Origin of the sequence: Bacillus sp. FSL W8-1143, from assembly GCF_037965155.1 — a bacterium.
GTDB classification, from domain to species: domain Bacteria; phylum Bacillota; class Bacilli; order Bacillales; family Bacillaceae; genus Bacillus; species Bacillus pumilus.
Genome location: NZ_CP150182.1, coordinates 2,003,346 through 2,021,476 on the forward strand (window position 1 = coordinate 2,003,346; position 18,131 = coordinate 2,021,476).

Here is an 18,131-nt window from a genome sequence, read left to right on the forward strand (position 1 = left end):
CATACGGAATCTCCCTTTCGCTTTGCATTAATGGTTAAATCTGATGCTATCTTAGCGTATAAATATCAACGTTTCGATCATTATTCAGAATGATTTCATTTAACATGAATGGATCACCTTTTTTTCTGATCAATACAAAGCAATAACCATGAAATGCTAATTTATTTGATAATTATATATAAAAAGGTGTTTTTTTCCTGTATACTTAATCAATATGAACACCATGAAAAACAGTGAAAAAAGATAGAATCTACTACATGATTCGGCACAAAATTTAATTGACTGGAGTGATTGTAATGAAAAAGGTGTCCAAAAAACAGACACCCTACAACACGATACTTCTCTCGAAGATAATTGGTTTAGTGCTTCTTACACTGTTTCTCTTTTTTATCTGGGATATGTCTAAACCCCATTTGCAGGCGACAAATGGGCAAGCAAAAATTGTTGCCAGCAGTGACTTCCGAGACACAAGCATCAGTCTGAAAGCAAAAGATCATTCTACAAGAACATTGGATACACATTTTAAGACCAATCCAAACCAACAGACAACGAATAAAACGGTCTTTTTAACATTTGATGATGGTCCCACTGCTACATCAAATCAACTGTTAAATGTATTAAAAGCACATCACGTGAAGGCGACATTTTTCATGCTTGGACCGCAAATCCAAGCACACCAAGCAGCTGTGAAAAGACTTTATCAAGAAGGACATCAATTAGGGCTTCATGGCATGACGCATGATATAAACCGCTTTTATCAGAACAGTGAGTCTCCCGCAAATGAAATGAGAGAAGCTCAGCGCATTCTTGCTTCTGTTACAGGCGTTTACACCCGTCTTGTGAGAACACCATATGGCAGTGTTCCAAATTTAACATATCATCAAAAAGTACGTTTAAACCAAAATGGCTTTATTTACTGGGATTGGACGATTGATAGCCTTGACTGGAGATATAAAAACTCACAATATGTTCCAGAGGTATTGAATCAACTGCAATTGTTTGAGAAAACTAAACCATGGGAACCAAAAGTTATTTTAATGCATGATCAACCCTCTACCACAAACTATTTAGATAGCCTGATTACACAGCTAAAAGCAAGGGGCTATACATTTGCAGTCATTAACGAAACAATGCAGCCGGTACAACATTAATAGCGCTAATCACAACAAGCCCGTATCCAAAAGATGCGGGCTTTCAGTGTTTACACAACAGATTTCTTAGGCTCTTCCATCAGGTCCTGCCCGGTTTCTTTTTTAAAAGGAATCATGTGATAAATAATATGAAGCAAAATAGCGGTAAAGCTACCGGCCACGATGCCATTACTTGTTAATAATTTGATTGATTCTGGCAGATGCTCAAACATTTGCGGCACGACGGTGACACCTAAGCCAATCCCCACTGAGCAAGCAACAATCAGTAGGTTTTCCTGTTTGGCAAAATCCACACGCGAGAGCATTTTAATACCGTAGGCAATGACCATCCCAAACATGGCAACCATTGCGCCGCCAAGAACTGACTTTGGAATAATCGTCGTAAATGCAGCAATTTTAGGAAAAAGTCCAAATAACATGAGCAATGCGCCTGTCACAACGATGACTTGATTTTTCTTGACCCCTGTCAACTGGATCAACCCAACGTTTTGCGAGTAGGCTGTGTAAGGAAAAGCATTAAAGATACCACCTAATAACACAGCAATCCCTTCTGCGCGATAGCCTTTCGCTAAGTCCTTCTCTTTTAATGAGCGGTTTGTTAAATCACCTAATGCGAAATAAACACCTGTTGATTCGACTAGTGACACAATGGCAACTAACGTCATCGTCATAATGGGTGCAAATTCAAAGGTAGGCATGCCAAAATAAAATGGTTCAATCATACGGAAAACTTGTGCGTTCGCCACCTCAGCTGTTTCCACTTTCCCCATAAATGCAGCAACGGCTGTCCCAAGGAGAATACCGATTAAAATGGCGATCGCCTTCATAAAGCCTTTTGTGAATCGATAGAGAAGCACAATGATAAACAGCACAAGGAAAGCGAGGCCTAGATTTTCAAAAGAACCATAATCAGCACTTCCTTCTCCCCCTGCCATATTGTTCATCGCTACTGGAATAAGGGTAATGCCAATAATGGTGACGACAGAACCTGTCACGACAGGCGGGAAAAATTTCACCAGCTTCCCAAAGAAAAAGGAAAGCAGAATGATGATACACCCCGAAGCGATAATACTTCCATAGATAGACGAAATCCCGTATTTAGAGCCAATCGCAATCATAGGAGAAACCGCAGTAAATGTACAGCCTAATACAACAGGCAAACCGATACCAAAGAAACGGTTTTTCCAAACTTGAAGGAGCGTGGCAGCACCGCACATGAAAATATCTGCCGAGATTAAGTAAGTCAGTTGTGCAGGTGTGAGGCCGAGTGCATCTCCCACAATGAGCGGCACAAGAACGGCCCCTGCATACATCGCCAGCACATGCTGAATCCCTAGCGAGAGCGTTTTGGCTTTTTTAGCTGCACTCATGATTGTACCTCTCGTACAAACGTGACTTTCCCTTCCTCAAGTGATTCAATCCGTGCAAGGGATTCGACGCGGTAGCCCATTTGAACAAGTGCATCTCTTCCCGGCTGGAATGACTTTTCAATGACAATGCCAAATCCGGCTACTTTTGCCTTCGCCTGCTTTGCGATTGCGGCAAGTCCTTTAGCGGCTTCACCGTTCGCCAAAAAGTCATCAATGATTAATACACAATCCTTTTCACCGAGATGCGTATTTGAGACAGCGATCGTGCTTTCTACTTTTTTTGTAAAAGAGTACACACTCGCTGTTAATAGGTTTTCTGTTAGTGTTAGTGATTGACGTTTTCGAGCAAAAACAACGGGTACTTGAAGAGCTAGTCCTGCCATCACAGCAGGTGCAATGCCCGAAGATTCGATTGTGATAATTTTTGTAATGCCATCATGCTTGAATAATCTAGCAAACTCTTGCCCGATCTCATGCATTAACACAGGATCAATTTGATGATTTAAAAAGGCATCTACCTTTAACACTTGATTTGACAGAACGATTCCTTCGTTCTCAATTTTTTGACGTAACAATTCCATCATTCTTCCTCCTAGCATATTGGCAAACATTTTCATTTTTTTGCATAAAAAAAGCATTGCTGTCCATGAGGAGCAAGCAATGCGAAAACGATCCACGGATCTTCAGCTCAAACAAGAGCTGTTTCATTTGCTCACTCATAGTCGGACGGTATCGGTGTCCGGTAGAAACTTGCGTGCCATCATCACGCGATTATATGAGTGTTATAGTGTTCAAATTATAACAAGATTTCAGACGCTTGGAAAGCACTTTTCTAGAAAAATACCGAACTTAAATAATAGATCAGATCAAAATGTTCGTTTTTAGAATATTCAAGCATCAAAAAAGCACCCTTCTAAGCAAAGGGTGCCTTTTATTTAAGATAAATACAGTTTCGTATATTTATCCGTTAAATAATCGATTAAATATTGTACATTTAATTCCTCACCAGTCGCATCTTGAATGATTTCAGAAGGCTTTTTGCGTTTTCCATGCTGGTGAACATGTGTTGTGAGCCATTCTTTTATCGGTGCAAAAGACCCATTTTGAATCAGCTCATCAAAATTCGGTAAATCTTTGATCATTTGGTGCTTTAGTTGCGCTGCATACATATAACCAAGGGCATATGAAGGGAAATATCCAAAGCTACCATCAGACCAGTGAACATCCTGCAAGATGCCGAGTGCATCATTAGGAGGCGTAATGCCAAGATATGCTTTATATTTTTCATTCCACAGTGCAGGCAGGTCTTCGACTGCCACTTCTTCATTAAATATCGCTTTTTCAATTTCATAGCGGATGATAATGTGAAGCGGATATGTAAGCTCATCTGCTTCAATTCGAATATAAGTTGGCTTCGATTCATTCACTGCATGCACAAAGTCTTCTAAAGAGACATCTTTAAACTGCTCAGGAGACGCTTCTTGAAGCTTTTGATAATACGTTTTCCAGAAGTCTTCATGTCTGCCAATAAAGTTCTCAAAGAAAAGAGACTGTGATTCATGGATCCCCATTGATGTGCCATCACATAATAACGTTCCGCTCAGCGCCTCATCAATGTTTTGTTCATAGATGGCATGACCACACTCATGAATCGTGCCAAAGATCGCCATCCGAAAATCATGCTCATCATAACGGGTCGTCACACGAACGTCCCCTCTGCTCAATGTCACAGCAAACGGATGAACTGTTGTATCCAGACGTCCTGCGTCAAAGTCATACCCTAATTCTTTTAAGAAGAAAAGACTCAGTTCCTTTTGTTTGTCGATCGGAAAGCTTTTCGATAAAAATGAAGTATCCGGTTTATGAGGAGAGGCTTCGATTTTTTTCACGAGAGGAACAATGGCATCACGAAGTGCACCAAACTTTTGATCTAGCTGTTCAACCGTCATATCTGGTTCATAATTATTGAGCAGCACATCATATGGCGTTTGTTTCACGCCCCAATATTGAATAAAACGCTTGTTAAAATCAATGAGCTGTTTTAAGTATGGTGCAAAGAGTGAAAAGTCTGATTTCTCCCTTGCTTCTACCCAGACATGCTCTGCTTTTGATTGTAAAATCGAGTATTCTTTAAATTCTTCTTTCGGAATTTTGCTGTTTTCATCATACTCTTTTTGTGATAATTCGAGCGCCTTTTGTGTATCTTTTGACAGCTCATCTCGGTGTTTATTTAATGCGTGGAGAAGATCTCTCATTTCATCAGAAGTCTTCATATTAAAAATATCACTTGATAATTGACCGATCGTTTCAGCTCTGAAATCGGCGCTTTTTTTAGGCGCCTGTGTTCTAGAGTCCCAATAAAGTAAATGGAGCGCCTCCGTATAGTGGGCGATTTTTCCTAGTAATTGATAAAACGCTTTCTCTTTTGCTTCAAGACTCATACGTTTGTTCCCCCAATCGATAAAATATGTATGTACGTTTCAAGGCTACTTCAAGGAATGTTCTTTTGTCAATCAAAAAGGAGGATACGCATATGGTATCCTCCTCTCTTTTCTCGTTCATATGTTATTTAAGATGTGATGATTGGCTTTACAGGCAGAACGGATTCAATTTTACTTTGAAGCTCTGTATCTTCCTTACGGTCAAAGTAAATATGAATGGTTCCTGCATCTTGGCTTGTCCGAATCAGTCTCCCAATTCCTTGTCGTAAGCGCAGCAGCATATACGGAAGATCGACTTCAGCACGAGCATCCTTTGCTTCATTCCGTTTCGCCTCAAATACCGGATCATGAGGCGGATAAGGAAGTCCCCAGATGATCACATTTGTTAATGATTGACCTGGAATATCTAATCCTTCCCAAAGGTGAACAGAGCATAACACAGACGTCTCATCTGCTTGGAACTTTTGAACAATTGTACTGATTTCCTCGTCTCCCTCAAAGTACACGTCGAAAGGCAGTGATTCATTCGATGCCTCAAGCTGCTTTCTAAAGAAATGAAGTTCATCAAATGAAGGGAACAAAATGAGAGACCGTCCTCCATTATCTTTCAGCTGAGTGATCACTTGCTGTCCTTTTACTTCTTGCTCTTGAAGCTGCTGAATCCCGTGGAAATAAATCTTCATTTGTTCATCGTAATCATACGGCGAAGCGACACTCATTGATAAGTAATCTTTAATCCCAAGACTTTCAGCTAAATAATCAAAGGATTGATTTTCAGACAATGTAGCAGAAGAGAAAATGTATGGTCTTTTTTGCGAGAATACCTTTTCACCAAGCACCTCTGCGACAGTCTTTGGCATCACAACAAATGTCGTATCTAATTCCTGCTTTTCAAGCCAGCTAATCGCATTTTTTTGATAAAGCGACAGAGAATACGCCATTTGTTCAATGTACTCTTCCACAACAGACAATTCGTATTGATCGATTGTATACATCTCTGATTCAAATACGAGTGCTTCTCCGATTTTTTCAAGTAAATCACACAATTCACTTGCTGAACGCTTCACCTCATCCACACGTCCAATTTCAAGTCGATGTGAGCCCTTGATTTCTTTGGCATGTGTTTTTAAGAGATAAAAGAACTCATCGTTTGTAGCAAGTGCATCTTCAACGAGCTCGGCAAACTCTTCGCGTATATCGTTTTGTAGCAGGCGCTCTAAAAAGGTTTCGAGCATTGATTGCTTCACGCGGTATGTCAGTGCTTTTTGTGCAGCAAATTCAAGAAGATGGCCTTCATCAAATACAACGGAGCTATGTTCTGGAAGCAGCGGAAGCTGACCCTCACGTTTGCGTGATTCCTTCGTCCACACATGCTCCATATAAAAATCATGAGAACAGATGATGAGGTCTGTTGCTTTCCGGTAATGATCTCTTGATAAATTCAGACCACAGCGATGACGCATATCGCACGTCAAGCAGTCCTGAAACGAGTCATAGCCAATGCGTGACCATTCATCATTGGATAGCTCTGGGTACTCTTTTCGATCACCATACGGATAAAAGTTTTGCATGCCATGTGATTCATGAACAAATGAAGGAAGCGATTCATAAATATCGAGCCACTTCTCATCATCTTCACGCTGCATGGTTTTCTCTAATTTCTTTAAGCATAAATATTGATCATGCGATTTACTTAATCTCGCATCTATTTGAATATCAAGGTGATTGGCAATTTTATAGATATCACCCTCTTGTTTCACTAGCTGTTCAATTAACGTTTCGTCTGCACATGCAATAATCGCAGGTTTCCCTGTATACCTTGCATATGTGACCGCAAATAATAGATAAACGATGGTTTTGCCTGTGCCTACCCCAGCTTCGGCAAACATCACACTTTTTTCTTTAAAGGCTCTTTCTAGTTGAAAAGCCATGAATATTTGTTCATCTCGAAGATCAAAGCCCTTTTCTGGCAAAATGTCATAGAACACATCACCAATCCAGTTGCCCAGTTCTTCGTAAAAATTATGTTCTTTTGATAATGAAAAAGGCAAACGAGATGCTGTCACCTGCTTCAACCCCCAACTTTTGAATCATTCAGACATTCTATAGTAACATTTATGCTGGGGAATGACAATCTTTTTTATGACCGCAAACGATGTTGATAGGTTTCCTTCATTAAAAATGCGTGCTCAGAACGCTCTATGTAAGCCTGAGCAAGCGCTAAATCTTCGATGGCTGCAGTCAGCTGAGCAGATTGTCCACCTTCTTGCCCTTCAATTTGTTGAGCAGTCGAAGCGAGTGCTTTTTGGATTAACTGAAATTGATCATATTGTATCATGGAGACACCTCTTTTTTTAAAATCAAGTTCAGTTTATTCCGTCCCGTGAAGGTTTATACCTTTCTGGGATAAAAAAAGCCACACCTTCTGTAGGTGTGACATTTTTTTATGATTCAGTTGTCTGTTTTCTAGGCGGGCGTTTTCCCCAATATTGGTAATAGTCTGTTTTAATAAAACCATTAAACAGTTTTCTCTTTTTCGTTGCTTTTCTACCAAAGCACTCTTCGAACTTTTCATGTGACGTTAAGATGTAAATGGACCATGTGTCTAGGCTTTTAAATGCTTCGCCCATTCCTTGATACATTTTTTCAACCGCTGGTTTATCACTGAGTCGTTCTCCGTAAGGCGGATTTCCGACAATCACACCGTAATCTTCTTTTGTTTGAAAGTCTTTCACTTGCATTTGTTTAAACTCAATCAATTCACTTAGTCCCGCTTCTTCTGCATTCATTTTTGCAATGTCTATCATCCGGTGGTCGATATCACTTGCAATAATGTGGAGCGGCTGATCATAGTTTGCTTTTTCTTCCACTTCGTGACGCGCTTTGTTCCATACATCTTCACCAATCCATTCCCATGACTCAGACGCAAATTCCCGGTTAAATCCTGGGGCAATGTTTTGCCCAATCATGGCCGCTTCAATGGCGATTGTTCCTGATCCGCAGAAAGGATCAACAAACGGACGGTCAGGTGTCCAGTTCGTTAATAGCACGAGTGCAGCCGCAAGGGTTTCTTTAATAGGTGCTCCGCCTTGATCCATGCGGTACCCCCGTTTATGAAGACCTACACCAGATGTATCAAGCGTGAGCACAGCTTTATCTTTTAAAAGGGCAACCTCAATTTTATACTCAGGTCCTGTTTCTTCAAGCCATTCAGACTGTATGTTGTAAGAGGATATGAGCTTTTGCGCAATTGCCTTTTTGACGATACGCTGGCAATCCGGCACACTGGCAAGCTGTGATTTCACAGATTTACCGATGACTGGGAACGTGCTGTTTTTCGGTAAAAAAGCGGCCCAGTCAATCGCCTTTGTGCGTTCAAACAGCTCATCGAAGGTTTTTGCCGAAAATTCAGCAACTTGTACCTTTATGCGGTCTGCTGTACGCAGCCAAAGGTTCGCACGGCAAATCGCAAGAGCGTCTCCTTCGAAAATCACTTTTCCGTTGTCTACTGTGCAGTCATAGCCAAGGTCTCTTACTTCTTTTGCAACAATCGCTTCAATTCCCATTGGAGCCGTTGCGATAAGTGTATAGGTTTTCATTGATTTATCACCTGTTTTCTCGTCCTTTTATGTATTCCAAGATAAAAGCTCTCCATATGTTGAAATAGGAGAGCTTTGTTTTCATCATGTTTATCATAACGGATATAACGTTCTGTAAGCCATGTTTTGTTCCATTGTACTGCAAACGGCAAATGCCTCGTACTCAGGTGGTAATCATCTATCTACAGAATTCTCTGTCCTTCTCTCCGTTTGGTTCCTTTGAGAAAGTTCCCCTACCAAGTTTGGGTTTCTCGCTCGAGGGGTTTACCGCGTTCCACTCTCACCATTTCTAGTGAGACTTCGTCACTGTGGCACTTTCAAGGATACTTTGCCATATCCTAAAAGGACGTAGGCATTTTTCCTGCCGTCAGCCTTTCCCAGGCTGCCCTGGCTTATTTTTTCGCCAGGCACGAACACTACGGGCATCTCAGCACCGTGCGAGCATGGACTTTCCTCTGCAATGTCTAAAAGCATTGCAGCGATTACCCGAACGTTAATCAACAAGCGTTATTATAAACGACAATGACATCAGGCACAAGCTTTTTTCAGTAAGGCTCAATCATAAAGTTTGCTGCCGAAAACATGTTTCTCAAGGTTAGATAGTCTTTTTAAAATATCAGAGTTTGTTGTATTAGACTGTGCAGGCTGTCTTTTCCCTTGCTCAACGGCTTCCTCAAGCTGTTTAGACAAATGGAGGTTTTCTTGTTGAAGCTTTTCGATTTCTTGGTTGAAGGACTCATAGTCTTTAATGACCATATCTAAAAATTTATCGACTTCTTCTTGTTTGTATCCTCTGACACCTGTTTTAAATTCTTTTTCTAAAATTTCTTTTGCAGAAAGCTTTACTTTATCAGCAAGCATCTTTTTCACCTCATATCGTGAATTCATAGTATATTTTTTCAGAAATACGTGACGTTGTCAAATTTTCTCTTGCTTTTAGTCAAAAAACGGATCTTCCGCCTCAACTTGCGCTCTCAAATCATCCATTGTGATGTACATAATGGGGTAATCGGTATAGTTTTCCGCTTCTTTGATCATGTACTTTGGCGAGCCATCATGCTCCGGATCATAAAGGGCGAGGAGTCCATCTGTTTTTTCAATAAAAAAACGGTTCTTTTGTTTAAATTGTGCCGGACTTTCATACGGTCTATGCGTGACACTTTCTACAAAATCAGCCTGTGCAAGAATTCCTTCATACAACTCTTTGTTTTGTTCATTCCAGCGCTCTTCCTGTTCATAAAATGGCGTAATGACGGCAAGTTTTAACGCTGGATACTCCTCTTGAAGCTCAAATACCACTTCAGCTGTCCAGATTTCTGCCCCTAGCTGGCCTGATATGAGAACCCACTCGAGGCCATCTTCAATTAAAGCTGTCAGCCTTTTTTGAAGCTCCGCTTTTATGTATTGAAGTGCAGGCTCGTCTTGTTTGAATATCCCAAGTTCAAATGGCTTGTACCCTGTGACAGCAATAATTTTCATTTTTTCACCTGCTTTTAAAAAAAGGGACTTATAAAAGTCCCAGTTCACTTTATCTGTTACAGCAAGGTCCACCGCAGTTAAAGTGTTGATGTGTTGCTGGGTCCACCTGAGAAAACGTATGCGGGAAGTAGTGAACATGTTTGAAATTTTGATGGTGTACATTTGTCACATGTTGCGGATGGATATGCGGCACAATTGTTGTTGAATCACTGTGTGTACAGCAATGATTCGTCGGATGAACAATTGGCTGTGTAACATTCGGTTGGCAATGATGATGATGATGGTACATGTAGCATTCCCCTCTCCTTAATTTTCTTACATTAACAATGTATGAATTAAGAGGTGTACATGTACTAATGCATTAACCTATTTTAAAAGTTTGCAAGGAAAACATCCTTATAGTTTGAAAACACAAATGCGACCAAAATGACAACAAGAAAAAACAAGTAGAAAAGACCTTTATACATGCTCTACGCTCCTCATTCAATATCTAACGTTATTTTACAGGATTCATGACTTTTCTACAATAAAAGTGCTAAACAATTTTTATTTTCGGCCGAGAGCCGAACGTTGTCATGTTTTGCGCTTTCCCGGGCAATAATTTCATTGTCCAGCTTTCCGAAGTAGACGAATTATTCTTTTTTCGAGCTCAGCATATTTCGAGAGCTCAATACTTTTTTTAACTGGTATGTTCAAAATCAACCGTTCTGAGCTCTTTTAAATGCCTTGTTGCGCTTTCTTGATCCCGATGAGGCAGAGATCATGTAGCACAACTCAAAGAGGTTCTCCGCCAGCTATGACACGAAGCTCGTATTGTTGCTGTTGTACGCTGTACTGCCTCTATTATATGGCGAGAATTTCATTGGACGAGCCGATATTATCGGGGAGAGAAAAACTGGAACACTCGTTGTTAAAAACATCTGGTCCGAGAACGGTATGAAGCAAATAAACAATTGCAACCAGCTGAACAGTTGTTTCTAAAAGTTTGAACGGGTGAGACAATTTTGGCAGAGTCTACGAACTGATATTCCATGTATGTGTATAAGGATAATTAAGTTGCGCCCCTTATCCTAAATTTCAAAGCTACACTTATCGTGTAATTCCTCTTCTGTTTGCCTACTCGTTCTTTTTGCCATGTTCACAATAAAAAACCGTATTTAAGATTATTATGATCTTAAATACGGTTACAATCAAAGAACTTTATTATCCGAAAACAGGAGAACTCTTTCGGATATCATCCATTAAAGAGTTTGACTTCTTTCCTCTAATTTATTAGAGGTTACTGCCAACTGATCCGTACTCTTTGTAACTGTTTGTAGCGCATTACTCGATTGATCTGCTGAAACCACCGTCTGCTTCACACGCGCAGCAGCCTGCTCAGTTCCTATTGCAATTTCCTCATTTATTTTGCTAACATTTTCACTATCATTCATAAGAATTTCTCAGAAGTATCTTGAATATTGATCGTTACAATGTTTTTTTATTATTCGTCATTACACCATTTTTTATTTAATACCCATGGAAATATATTTTTCTTCTAAGTATTCGTCCAGCCCTTGATGTCCGCCTTCACGCCCCATTCCACTCTCTTTAATTCCTCCAAATGGAGCTTGAGCAACTGCAGGAACTGCATCGTTCATACCAATAATCCCGAATTCTAGAGCTTCAGAAACTCTGACGGATCGACTAAAATTTTCTGTATAGAAATACGCAGCTAAACCATATTCTGTCGAATTTGCATATCGAACGACTTCTTCTTCTGTCTCGAATGGAATAATTGGAGCAACTGGCCCAAATGTTTCCTCACTCGTAATAAGCATGTTTGAATTTACTTCACCCAAAATGGTAGGTTCATAAAACAACCCCTCAGACAATTCACCTTTAAGGCGTTGTCCGCCATAAAGAAGGCGAGCTCCTTTAGAAACAGCATCATTTACATGCTCTTCCACTTTCTCTAAACTTTCGGGACTTACCAAGGGTCCAACTTGTACACTTGGATCAATACTATTCCCAACTTTAAGAGCTTTCACTTTTTCTACAAAAAGTTCTGAAAACTTATCTATAACAGAGCTTTGGACATAGATTCGATTTGCACATACGCACGTTTGCCCTGTATTTCTAAATTTACTTTCAACCGCACCTGTAACAGCAGCTTCTAAATCAGCATCTTCAAAAACAATAAATGGTGCATGTCCACCAAGTTCCAATGACAACCGCTTCAATTGTGCAGCAGACTTGGTCACTAATAATTTCCCAACCTCAGTAGATCCTGTAAATGAAATCTTTCTAACTGTTGGGTTTTCAAAAATTTCATCAGAAATTGGGCCTGAAGCACCTGTTACGATGTTTACAACTCCTTTTGGCACTCCTGCCATTTCTACCAATTTTCCAAACGCAATCGCACTAATAGGAGATTGTCCAGCTGGTTTCACAACAGATGTACACCCAGCTGCCATCGCAGGACCTACTTTTCTAGTCATCATGGCTAAAGGGAAATTCCATGGAGTAATTGCTGCAACGACACCAATTGGCTGGCGGATAACCATTAACCTTTTTTTAACAGCAGAAGCAGGAATCGTTTCTCCATAAATCCTTCTTCCTTCTTCAGCAAACCATTGTAAATAACTAGCTGCAAAAGCTACTTCTCCTTTTGCCTCCGTAAATGGTTTTCCCATTTCCAAACTGATGATTTCTGCTAATTGATCTTGATATTCATGCATAAGATCATACAACTTCAGTAAATAGTGAGCACGTTCGTTTGCCGTTAATTTGGACCAGGATTTAAAAGCATGATCTGCAGCTTCAATCGCCAGCTTTGTCTCTTGATGCCCCCCTTTTGGAGCTTGAGCAATAATTTGACCAGTTGATGGGTTTGTTATTGAAAATGTTTTTCCATCTAATGCAGCTGTCCATTCACCATTGACATACATTTTTAATTTCTCTAATTCAACTAAAGAATTGACTTTTAACAAAAAAATTCCCCCTTAAATAAATTATCTTCAATCACTGATATAAAATCTAAATTTTAGGCGTCTAGTTTGTCATTACACTTGCAATCTTTTGTAGATTACATCTCATCTAACGCACCATAATATGCTTTTTCAATAATCAAGTGAATATCTTCAGCCTTTGTCAGTCTAGGGTTTCTTAATACATTACCACTTCTCATCGAATCGGTTACTAATTTTGGTAAATAATCAAGTGAAACACCCAAATCTTTTATATTAAGAGGGATATTCATCGACTGATTCATTTGGATAACAATTTCAATTGCTTTTTCTGCTGCCAATCGAGTAGATAATCCGCTAACATCTACTCCTAAAGCAATTGCGATATCTTTATACTGTTCTGCACACGCTGGTAAATTATATTTCATTACGAACGGCAATAATGCAGCATTTGCAATACCATGAGGAATATTAAAAACTCCACCAAACGTATGAGATATGGCATGGACATTTCCCAAAAGTGATTGAGAAAATGCCACCCCTGCTATCATTGAGCCAACAAGCATTTTCTCCCTGCTTTCTATATCTGTTCCAACAAAATAAGTCTTAGTTAAATTTTCACCAATCATTTTTATAGCCTGTATAGCAAATCCTTGACTAACAGGACTAGCAGATTTAGATGTATATGATTCTATCGCGTGTGTTAGCGCATCCATCCCTGTTGCTGCTGTAATCCCTTGTGGGAGATGCAATGTAAGAGCAGGGTCTAATATAGCTAAAATTGGAAATAACTTCGGACTAATCACTGCCAATTTAAATAATGTATCTTTATTCGTAACAACGGTCGAGGCTGTTACTTCGCTTCCTGTTCCTGCTGTAGTGGGAATGGCTATGATAGGTAGAGGCGGTATGGTGATTTTTCCTACCCCTTCATAATCAAAGATATGACCAGGGTTAGTAGCCATTGCGGCTATCCCCTTCGCTGTATCGATGCTACTACCACCACCGACAGCTAATACAGCCTCGCTTTTATGCTGTTTAAGACAGTTTGTTCCTTTATGAATCGTATCATCTGATGGATTTGGCTCTATCTCATCATATATTTCATATTCCAAATGAACAGCCTGAAGTGACTTCTCAATCCCTTCTAAAAGATTAGCTGAACGTATACCTTTATCTGTAACGATCAGTACTCTCTTAATCCCTAATTCACTAATCATTTCTCCTGTTTTATTTGAAATTCCGTTGCCACATTCTACTCGCGTGGGCATAAAATATGTGTATGGCATTAAAGACATTGTTAACAACTCCCCATAAGTAATCATTTTGAGTTTAGTAAAACTCATTCTTCAAATCTATTGAACTTGAATCAAACGAAAAGATTATTGATTTGTTGAGATATGTGAATTATCTTGTGAAACTTTTAATTGGCTTTTTCGCATTGCAAACAACAGAGCGCTAGCTACTAGCAAAGATCCACTTAAGAAGAACAATGCAACACTTACATTTCCTGTGGCATCTTGAATCATCCCAATACCATAAGGTCCAACGAATCCACTTAAATTTCCAATTGAATTAATAACAGCAATTCCTACAGCAGCAGCTGAAGTACTTAAAAATTGAGTTGCCAAAGACCAAAAAGGCCCATAGAAACTGTACATGCCTGATACAGCTATAACCATAAATGCAATTGAAAGAAACGGATTTGAGGTCATTCCAGATGCAAACAGTCCTAATGAGCCCACAATCAACGGAATAGCCGCATGAATACGTCTCTCTCCTGAACGGTCAGAACGACGAGACCAGATATTCATTACAATGGCTCCTGCGATATAAGGAATCATTGTAAGTAATCCAATTTGCACATTAGTTAGGACTTCCGAAAGAGATTTAATAATTTGAGGTAGCCAAAAGCCTACACCATATATACCAATGTTAAACATAAAGTAAATTATTGCTAGATACCATACTCGTGGATTAGTTAAGGTTTGTTTGTGTCCAACTAGTTTTTTGTCAGCATCTACCTTTGCTTTTTCTACTCTTTCTTTCTCCAATTCAGCTATTAACCATTGTTTCTCCTCGCTCGAAAGCCATTTTGCTTGGTCTGGTCTATTCGTTAAATAAAATAACGTCACAATCCCTAAAATAACAGCTGGTACACCTTCAAGAACGAACATCCAACGCCATCCATCAAGCCCCATCCATTGGATGTTATCCATAATCCATGTAGAAAGTGGAGCTCCAATAATGTACGAAATAGCAATAGCTGTCATAAACATAGCAATTGTTTTTGCTCTCTCTTTTGCTCTAAACCAATAAGTTAAATACAAAATAACTCCCGGAAAGAATCCCGCTTCTAATGCACCGAGTACAAAACGTAAGATATACAAATGTGTAGCATTTTGAACGAATCCAGTTAAAACAACTACAATCCCCCAAGTTATAAGAATTCGTGCAATCCATTTTTTTGCTCCGAATTTCTCTAACATGATATTACTCGGCACTTCACACAAAAAATAACTTATAAAGAAGATACCAGAAGCAATTCCAAACATCTGACTCGTTAGTCCTAATGCTTGATTCATTTCTAAAGCAGCATAACCTAAATTTGCCCTATCAAGGAACGCAACAATATAGAGAATAATTAAAAATGGTACGAGTCGTCTAGTGACTTTTCGAGTTGTTTGCTTTTCTAATGAAACTGCATTGTTCATACCCATTCCTCCTAATGTATAAAAGCGTGAAAGTATTGAAATGATGAACTTCAATATATATAAAGTGGAGTAAGCCACGAACTTTAAAATATTCAGATTTGTAAGTGCTTTCATTTCAGTTCAAAAACATTGAAAGCAATGGTTAAATTGTCGCAATTTGAAAATTTGTATTACAACTATTGCAAAACCTAGTAAGTTTGTTTATCATTTTATACATAAATGAACGTTTTGTAAATTTAAAATTTAAAATTCATCATACAAATTAAAATTTTATGGAGGATGGTATCGTGTCTCAAAAAGAAAAAGTTTCGCAGATAATTGCTCGTAAATTATTAACTATGATTGAAAATGGAGAGTTTCCTCCAGGTTCAAAGCTGCCAACCGAAATGGAACTAACTGAACAATTTGGAGTAAGCAGAGTTCCAATTCGAGAAGCATTAAGCATGCTTCGTGCTGCAGGTGTCATTTATTCACGTCAAGGTGGGGGAAGTTACGTAGAAGATTCTGCCAATTCAACATTACTTCAAAGAATTCATATCGAAACTGATGATATTGACAATATTAAATATCTCTTTGAAATGAGAAAAGTGCTAGAGCCTGAAGTTGCTTACTTAGCTGCCCTCCGTCGCACGCCAAAACAACTTGAAAACATGAAAAGAATATTAGACGAATGGGAGAAAAAATCAATCGAGAATACTACAACTGCTAGAAAGGAAGATATAGATTTTCATAACTCTATTACTTTAGCTACACAAAATCCTATTATGATTCAAACACAAAATAACCTAGCTTCCCTTTATGAAAAAACATTACAAATTACTCTTCGCCCAAATACAGAGTTAAAACTTAAAAGAGAAGCTGTCTACAAAGAACATCGAGATATTTTGCTTGCAATCGAAGCAGAAGAGCCTGAGTTAGCCAAAGTTCTGTCTATGATTCATTTGAAAAATGCAGAAGAGAAAATAAGCTTGTTTATAAAAGATTACACTTTATAGCAAAACGAGAGGATGAGGATTAAATGAAAGTAGTGACCGATTATCATATAGAGAACATCGAAGCAATCATAAAAACGGGGAGAATACTCATAGATGAAAGTGATCGTTTTAGTTATTCATTCGATGGTTCTTTTGGAACCTATTTACCCGATATCGTCATTCAGACTAAAAGCGTAGACGAATTAGCCTCCCTTGTGAAGTTTGCTAATTGCGAAAAAATACCTGTTTGCCCACGAGGTCAGGCAACGAGCCTAAGTGGAGGTCCTCTTCCTGTTAAAGGAGGGATTGTCATAGATTTATCTATTATGAACGATTTGCTTGAAATTCATGAAGAAGATCTTATTGCAATTGTTTCTCCAGGTGTATTGACATCAGACATTCATAAAGCTGCCGAACAAAAAGGACTCATGTATCCACCGGATCCAAGCAGTTCTCACGTTTCTACGATTGCTGGTAATTTAGCAGAAAACTCAGGTGGCCCAAGAGGACTGAAGTATGGCGTGACAAAAGATTATGTCATTGGTCTTGAAATCATTACCCCGGAAGGAGAAATCATCAAAACCGGCGGTAAAACAGTAAAGAATGTTACCGGTTACGATTTAACGAAACTCATTGTGGGTTCAGAAGGAACACTTGGTATTATAACAAAAGCAATATTGAGACTCATTCCTAAACCACAGGCCAGTGGGACCATCATGGCCATTTTTGATAACCTTGTTGATGCTGGAAGTGCCATTTCCAAAATTCTTTCTTCCGGTATTTTGCCATCTAAAATGGAGCTAATGGATCAGTCTTCTATTGTAGCAGTCGAGAATTTTGAACCTCTTGGTTTACCCACTGACGCAGCAGCGCTTATATTAATTGAACTTGACGGCCACCCCCTCTCTCTGAAAGAAGAAATGGAACAAGCGGCTGTATTATGTCGTACTGTAGGGGCGAGAGAAGTAACAATTCCAAAGAATAAAGCCGAGGAAACAGAGCTTTGGAAAGCTCGTAAGCTTGTATCACCGGCCATCGCGCGGATTAAGCCAACTAAAATCTCTGAGGATGCTACCGTCCCTCGAAGTAAAATACCTGAAATGTGTGAAAGATTACTGAACATACGTGATAAATACGGTATTCACCTTGTTGTGTTTGGTCATGCTGGTGATGGTAATCTTCATCCGAATATTATTTGTGATAAAACAGATCAGGAAGAAATGATTCGTGTTGAACAAGCTGTTGCAGAAATTTTTACGGCTGCTGTTGAGCTTGGTGGGACACTTTCAGGTGAGCATGGGATTGGAACGATGAAAGCACCGTTTATGGAAATGGAACTAGGTGCAGTTGGACTTGATATGATGAAACGTATAAAAAAAGCATGGGACCCGAACAATATTATGAATCCTGGTAAGATATTCCCTGAGCCAGGACAAAAATTGGAGTTGAGATAAC

16 protein-coding genes, 1 other RNA gene and 1 riboswitch are annotated in these 18,131 nt (G+C 39.3%); of the genes, 3 read left to right on the forward strand and 14 right to left on the reverse strand.

The genetic code is table 11. The features are described from left to right. Positions 1-296: 296 nt before the first annotated feature. On the forward strand, positions 297-1,151 hold the full coding sequence (locus NSQ36_RS09945) for a polysaccharide deacetylase family protein (RefSeq protein WP_050943880.1): 855 nt from the start codon (positions 297-299) through the stop codon (positions 1,149-1,151). Positions 1,152-1,201: 50 nt separating this feature from the next. On the opposite strand, the gene pbuX is transcribed toward NSQ36_RS09945, so the two are convergent. The 14 genes from pbuX to NSQ36_RS10015 form a co-directional block, all read right to left on the reverse strand. Next, positions 1,202-2,521, reverse strand: a complete 1,320-nt coding sequence (gene pbuX / locus NSQ36_RS09950) for a xanthine permease PbuX (protein ID WP_003215893.1) — start codon at positions 2,519-2,521, stop codon at positions 1,202-1,204. Continuing rightward, complete coding sequence (xpt, locus tag NSQ36_RS09955) at positions 2,518-3,102, reverse strand: xanthine phosphoribosyltransferase (RefSeq protein WP_003215672.1); 585 nt, start codon at positions 3,100-3,102, stop codon at positions 2,518-2,520. Before xpt ends, pbuX begins: the two co-directional genes overlap by 4 nt. A 118-nt stretch (positions 3,103-3,220) precedes the next feature. Then, positions 3,221-3,320, reverse strand: a riboswitch (purine riboswitch). A 136-nt stretch (positions 3,321-3,456) separates the two neighbouring features. Continuing rightward, positions 3,457-4,962: a carboxypeptidase M32 gene (locus NSQ36_RS09960; RefSeq protein ID WP_003216050.1), complete on the reverse strand. Its 1,506-nt coding sequence runs from the start codon at positions 4,960-4,962 to the stop codon at positions 3,457-3,459. Between the two features lie 128 nt (positions 4,963-5,090). Further along, complete coding sequence (locus tag NSQ36_RS09965) at positions 5,091-7,028, reverse strand: ATP-dependent DNA helicase (protein ID WP_113387102.1); 1,938 nt, start codon at positions 7,026-7,028, stop codon at positions 5,091-5,093. Positions 7,029-7,102: 74 nt separating this feature from the next. Continuing rightward, on the reverse strand, positions 7,103-7,300 hold the full coding sequence (locus NSQ36_RS09970; RefSeq protein WP_050943878.1) for a hypothetical protein: 198 nt from the start codon (positions 7,298-7,300) through the stop codon (positions 7,103-7,105). 106 nt (positions 7,301-7,406) lie between these two features. Beyond that, positions 7,407-8,561, reverse strand: a complete 1,155-nt coding sequence (locus NSQ36_RS09975) for a class I SAM-dependent RNA methyltransferase (protein WP_113387103.1) — start codon at positions 8,559-8,561, stop codon at positions 7,407-7,409. 110 nt (positions 8,562-8,671) lie between these two features. Continuing rightward, positions 8,672-9,055, reverse strand: an RNA gene (rnpB, locus tag NSQ36_RS09980) — RNase P RNA component class B. A gap of 61 nt (positions 9,056-9,116) precedes the next feature. Beyond that, complete coding sequence (gene gpsB / locus NSQ36_RS09985; RefSeq protein ID WP_003215578.1) at positions 9,117-9,422, reverse strand: cell division regulator GpsB; 306 nt, start codon at positions 9,420-9,422, stop codon at positions 9,117-9,119. Positions 9,423-9,497: 75 nt separating this feature from the next. After that, on the reverse strand, positions 9,498-10,040 hold the full coding sequence (locus NSQ36_RS09990) for a DUF1273 domain-containing protein (RefSeq protein ID WP_199800961.1): 543 nt from the start codon (positions 10,038-10,040) through the stop codon (positions 9,498-9,500). Between the two features lie 49 nt (positions 10,041-10,089). Next, complete coding sequence (gene cotD, locus NSQ36_RS09995; protein WP_034661015.1) at positions 10,090-10,329, reverse strand: spore coat protein CotD; 240 nt, start codon at positions 10,327-10,329, stop codon at positions 10,090-10,092. A 952-nt stretch (positions 10,330-11,281) separates the two neighbouring features. Further along, entirely contained in the window at positions 11,282-11,473 is a 192-nt protein-coding gene (locus NSQ36_RS10000; RefSeq protein ID WP_050943875.1) for a hypothetical protein, read from the reverse strand. Between the two features lie 72 nt (positions 11,474-11,545). After that, complete coding sequence (locus NSQ36_RS10005; protein WP_339207348.1) at positions 11,546-12,970, reverse strand: NAD-dependent succinate-semialdehyde dehydrogenase; 1,425 nt, start codon at positions 12,968-12,970, stop codon at positions 11,546-11,548. Between the two features lie 137 nt (positions 12,971-13,107). Beyond that, positions 13,108-14,286 carry an iron-containing alcohol dehydrogenase gene (locus NSQ36_RS10010; RefSeq protein ID WP_050943874.1) on the reverse strand — a complete coding sequence of 393 codons (1,179 nt, stop codon included), beginning with the start codon at positions 14,284-14,286 and terminating at the stop codon, positions 13,108-13,110. A gap of 84 nt (positions 14,287-14,370) precedes the next feature. Beyond that, positions 14,371-15,702: an MFS transporter gene (locus NSQ36_RS10015; RefSeq protein ID WP_050943873.1), complete on the reverse strand. Its 1,332-nt coding sequence runs from the start codon at positions 15,700-15,702 to the stop codon at positions 14,371-14,373. Positions 15,703-15,989: 287 nt separating this feature from the next. Here NSQ36_RS10015 and NSQ36_RS10020 point away from each other — a divergent pair, with 287 nt between their 5' ends. Both NSQ36_RS10020 and NSQ36_RS10025 read left to right on the forward strand, forming a co-directional pair. After that, positions 15,990-16,697, forward strand: coding sequence for a FadR/GntR family transcriptional regulator (locus tag NSQ36_RS10020; protein ID WP_050943872.1), 708 nt, complete (start codon positions 15,990-15,992; stop codon positions 16,695-16,697). A gap of 23 nt (positions 16,698-16,720) precedes the next feature. Beyond that, positions 16,721-18,130, forward strand: a complete 1,410-nt coding sequence (locus NSQ36_RS10025) for an FAD-linked oxidase C-terminal domain-containing protein (RefSeq protein ID WP_050943871.1) — start codon at positions 16,721-16,723, stop codon at positions 18,128-18,130. Position 18,131: the final 1 nt, after the last annotated feature.

Coding starts and splice junctions, on each gene's coding strand:
- NSQ36_RS09960 (WP_003216050.1), bottom strand. CDS start 4,962: ATGAGTCTTGAAGCAAAAGAGAAAGCGTTTTATCAATTACTAGGAAAA.
- NSQ36_RS10005 (WP_339207348.1), bottom strand. CDS start 12,970: ATGTATGTCAATGGTGAATGGACAGCTGCATTAGATGGAAAAACATTT.
- NSQ36_RS10010 (WP_050943874.1), bottom strand. CDS start 14,286: ATGTCTTTAATGCCATACACATATTTTATGCCCACGCGAGTAGAATGT.
- NSQ36_RS09970 (WP_050943878.1), bottom strand. CDS start 7,300: ATGATACAATATGATCAATTTCAGTTAATCCAAAAAGCACTCGCTTCG.
- NSQ36_RS09990 (WP_199800961.1), bottom strand. CDS start 10,040: ATGAAAATTATTGCTGTCACAGGGTACAAGCCATTTGAACTTGGGATA.
- pbuX (WP_003215893.1), bottom strand. CDS start 2,521: ATGAGTGCAGCTAAAAAAGCCAAAACGCTCTCGCTAGGGATTCAGCAT.
- NSQ36_RS10015 (WP_050943873.1), bottom strand. CDS start 15,702: ATGAACAATGCAGTTTCATTAGAAAAGCAAACAACTCGAAAAGTCACT.
- cotD (WP_034661015.1), bottom strand. CDS start 10,329: ATGTACCATCATCATCATCATTGCCAACCGAATGTTACACAGCCAATT.
- NSQ36_RS09945 (WP_050943880.1), top strand. CDS start 297: ATGAAAAAGGTGTCCAAAAAACAGACACCCTACAACACGATACTTCTC.
- NSQ36_RS10000 (WP_050943875.1), bottom strand. CDS start 11,473: ATGAATGATAGTGAAAATGTTAGCAAAATAAATGAGGAAATTGCAATA.
- NSQ36_RS09975 (WP_113387103.1), bottom strand. CDS start 8,561: ATGAAAACCTATACACTTATCGCAACGGCTCCAATGGGAATTGAAGCG.
- gpsB (WP_003215578.1), bottom strand. CDS start 9,422: ATGCTTGCTGATAAAGTAAAGCTTTCTGCAAAAGAAATTTTAGAAAAA.
- NSQ36_RS10025 (WP_050943871.1), top strand. CDS start 16,721: ATGAAAGTAGTGACCGATTATCATATAGAGAACATCGAAGCAATCATA.
- xpt (WP_003215672.1), bottom strand. CDS start 3,102: ATGGAATTGTTACGTCAAAAAATTGAGAACGAAGGAATCGTTCTGTCA.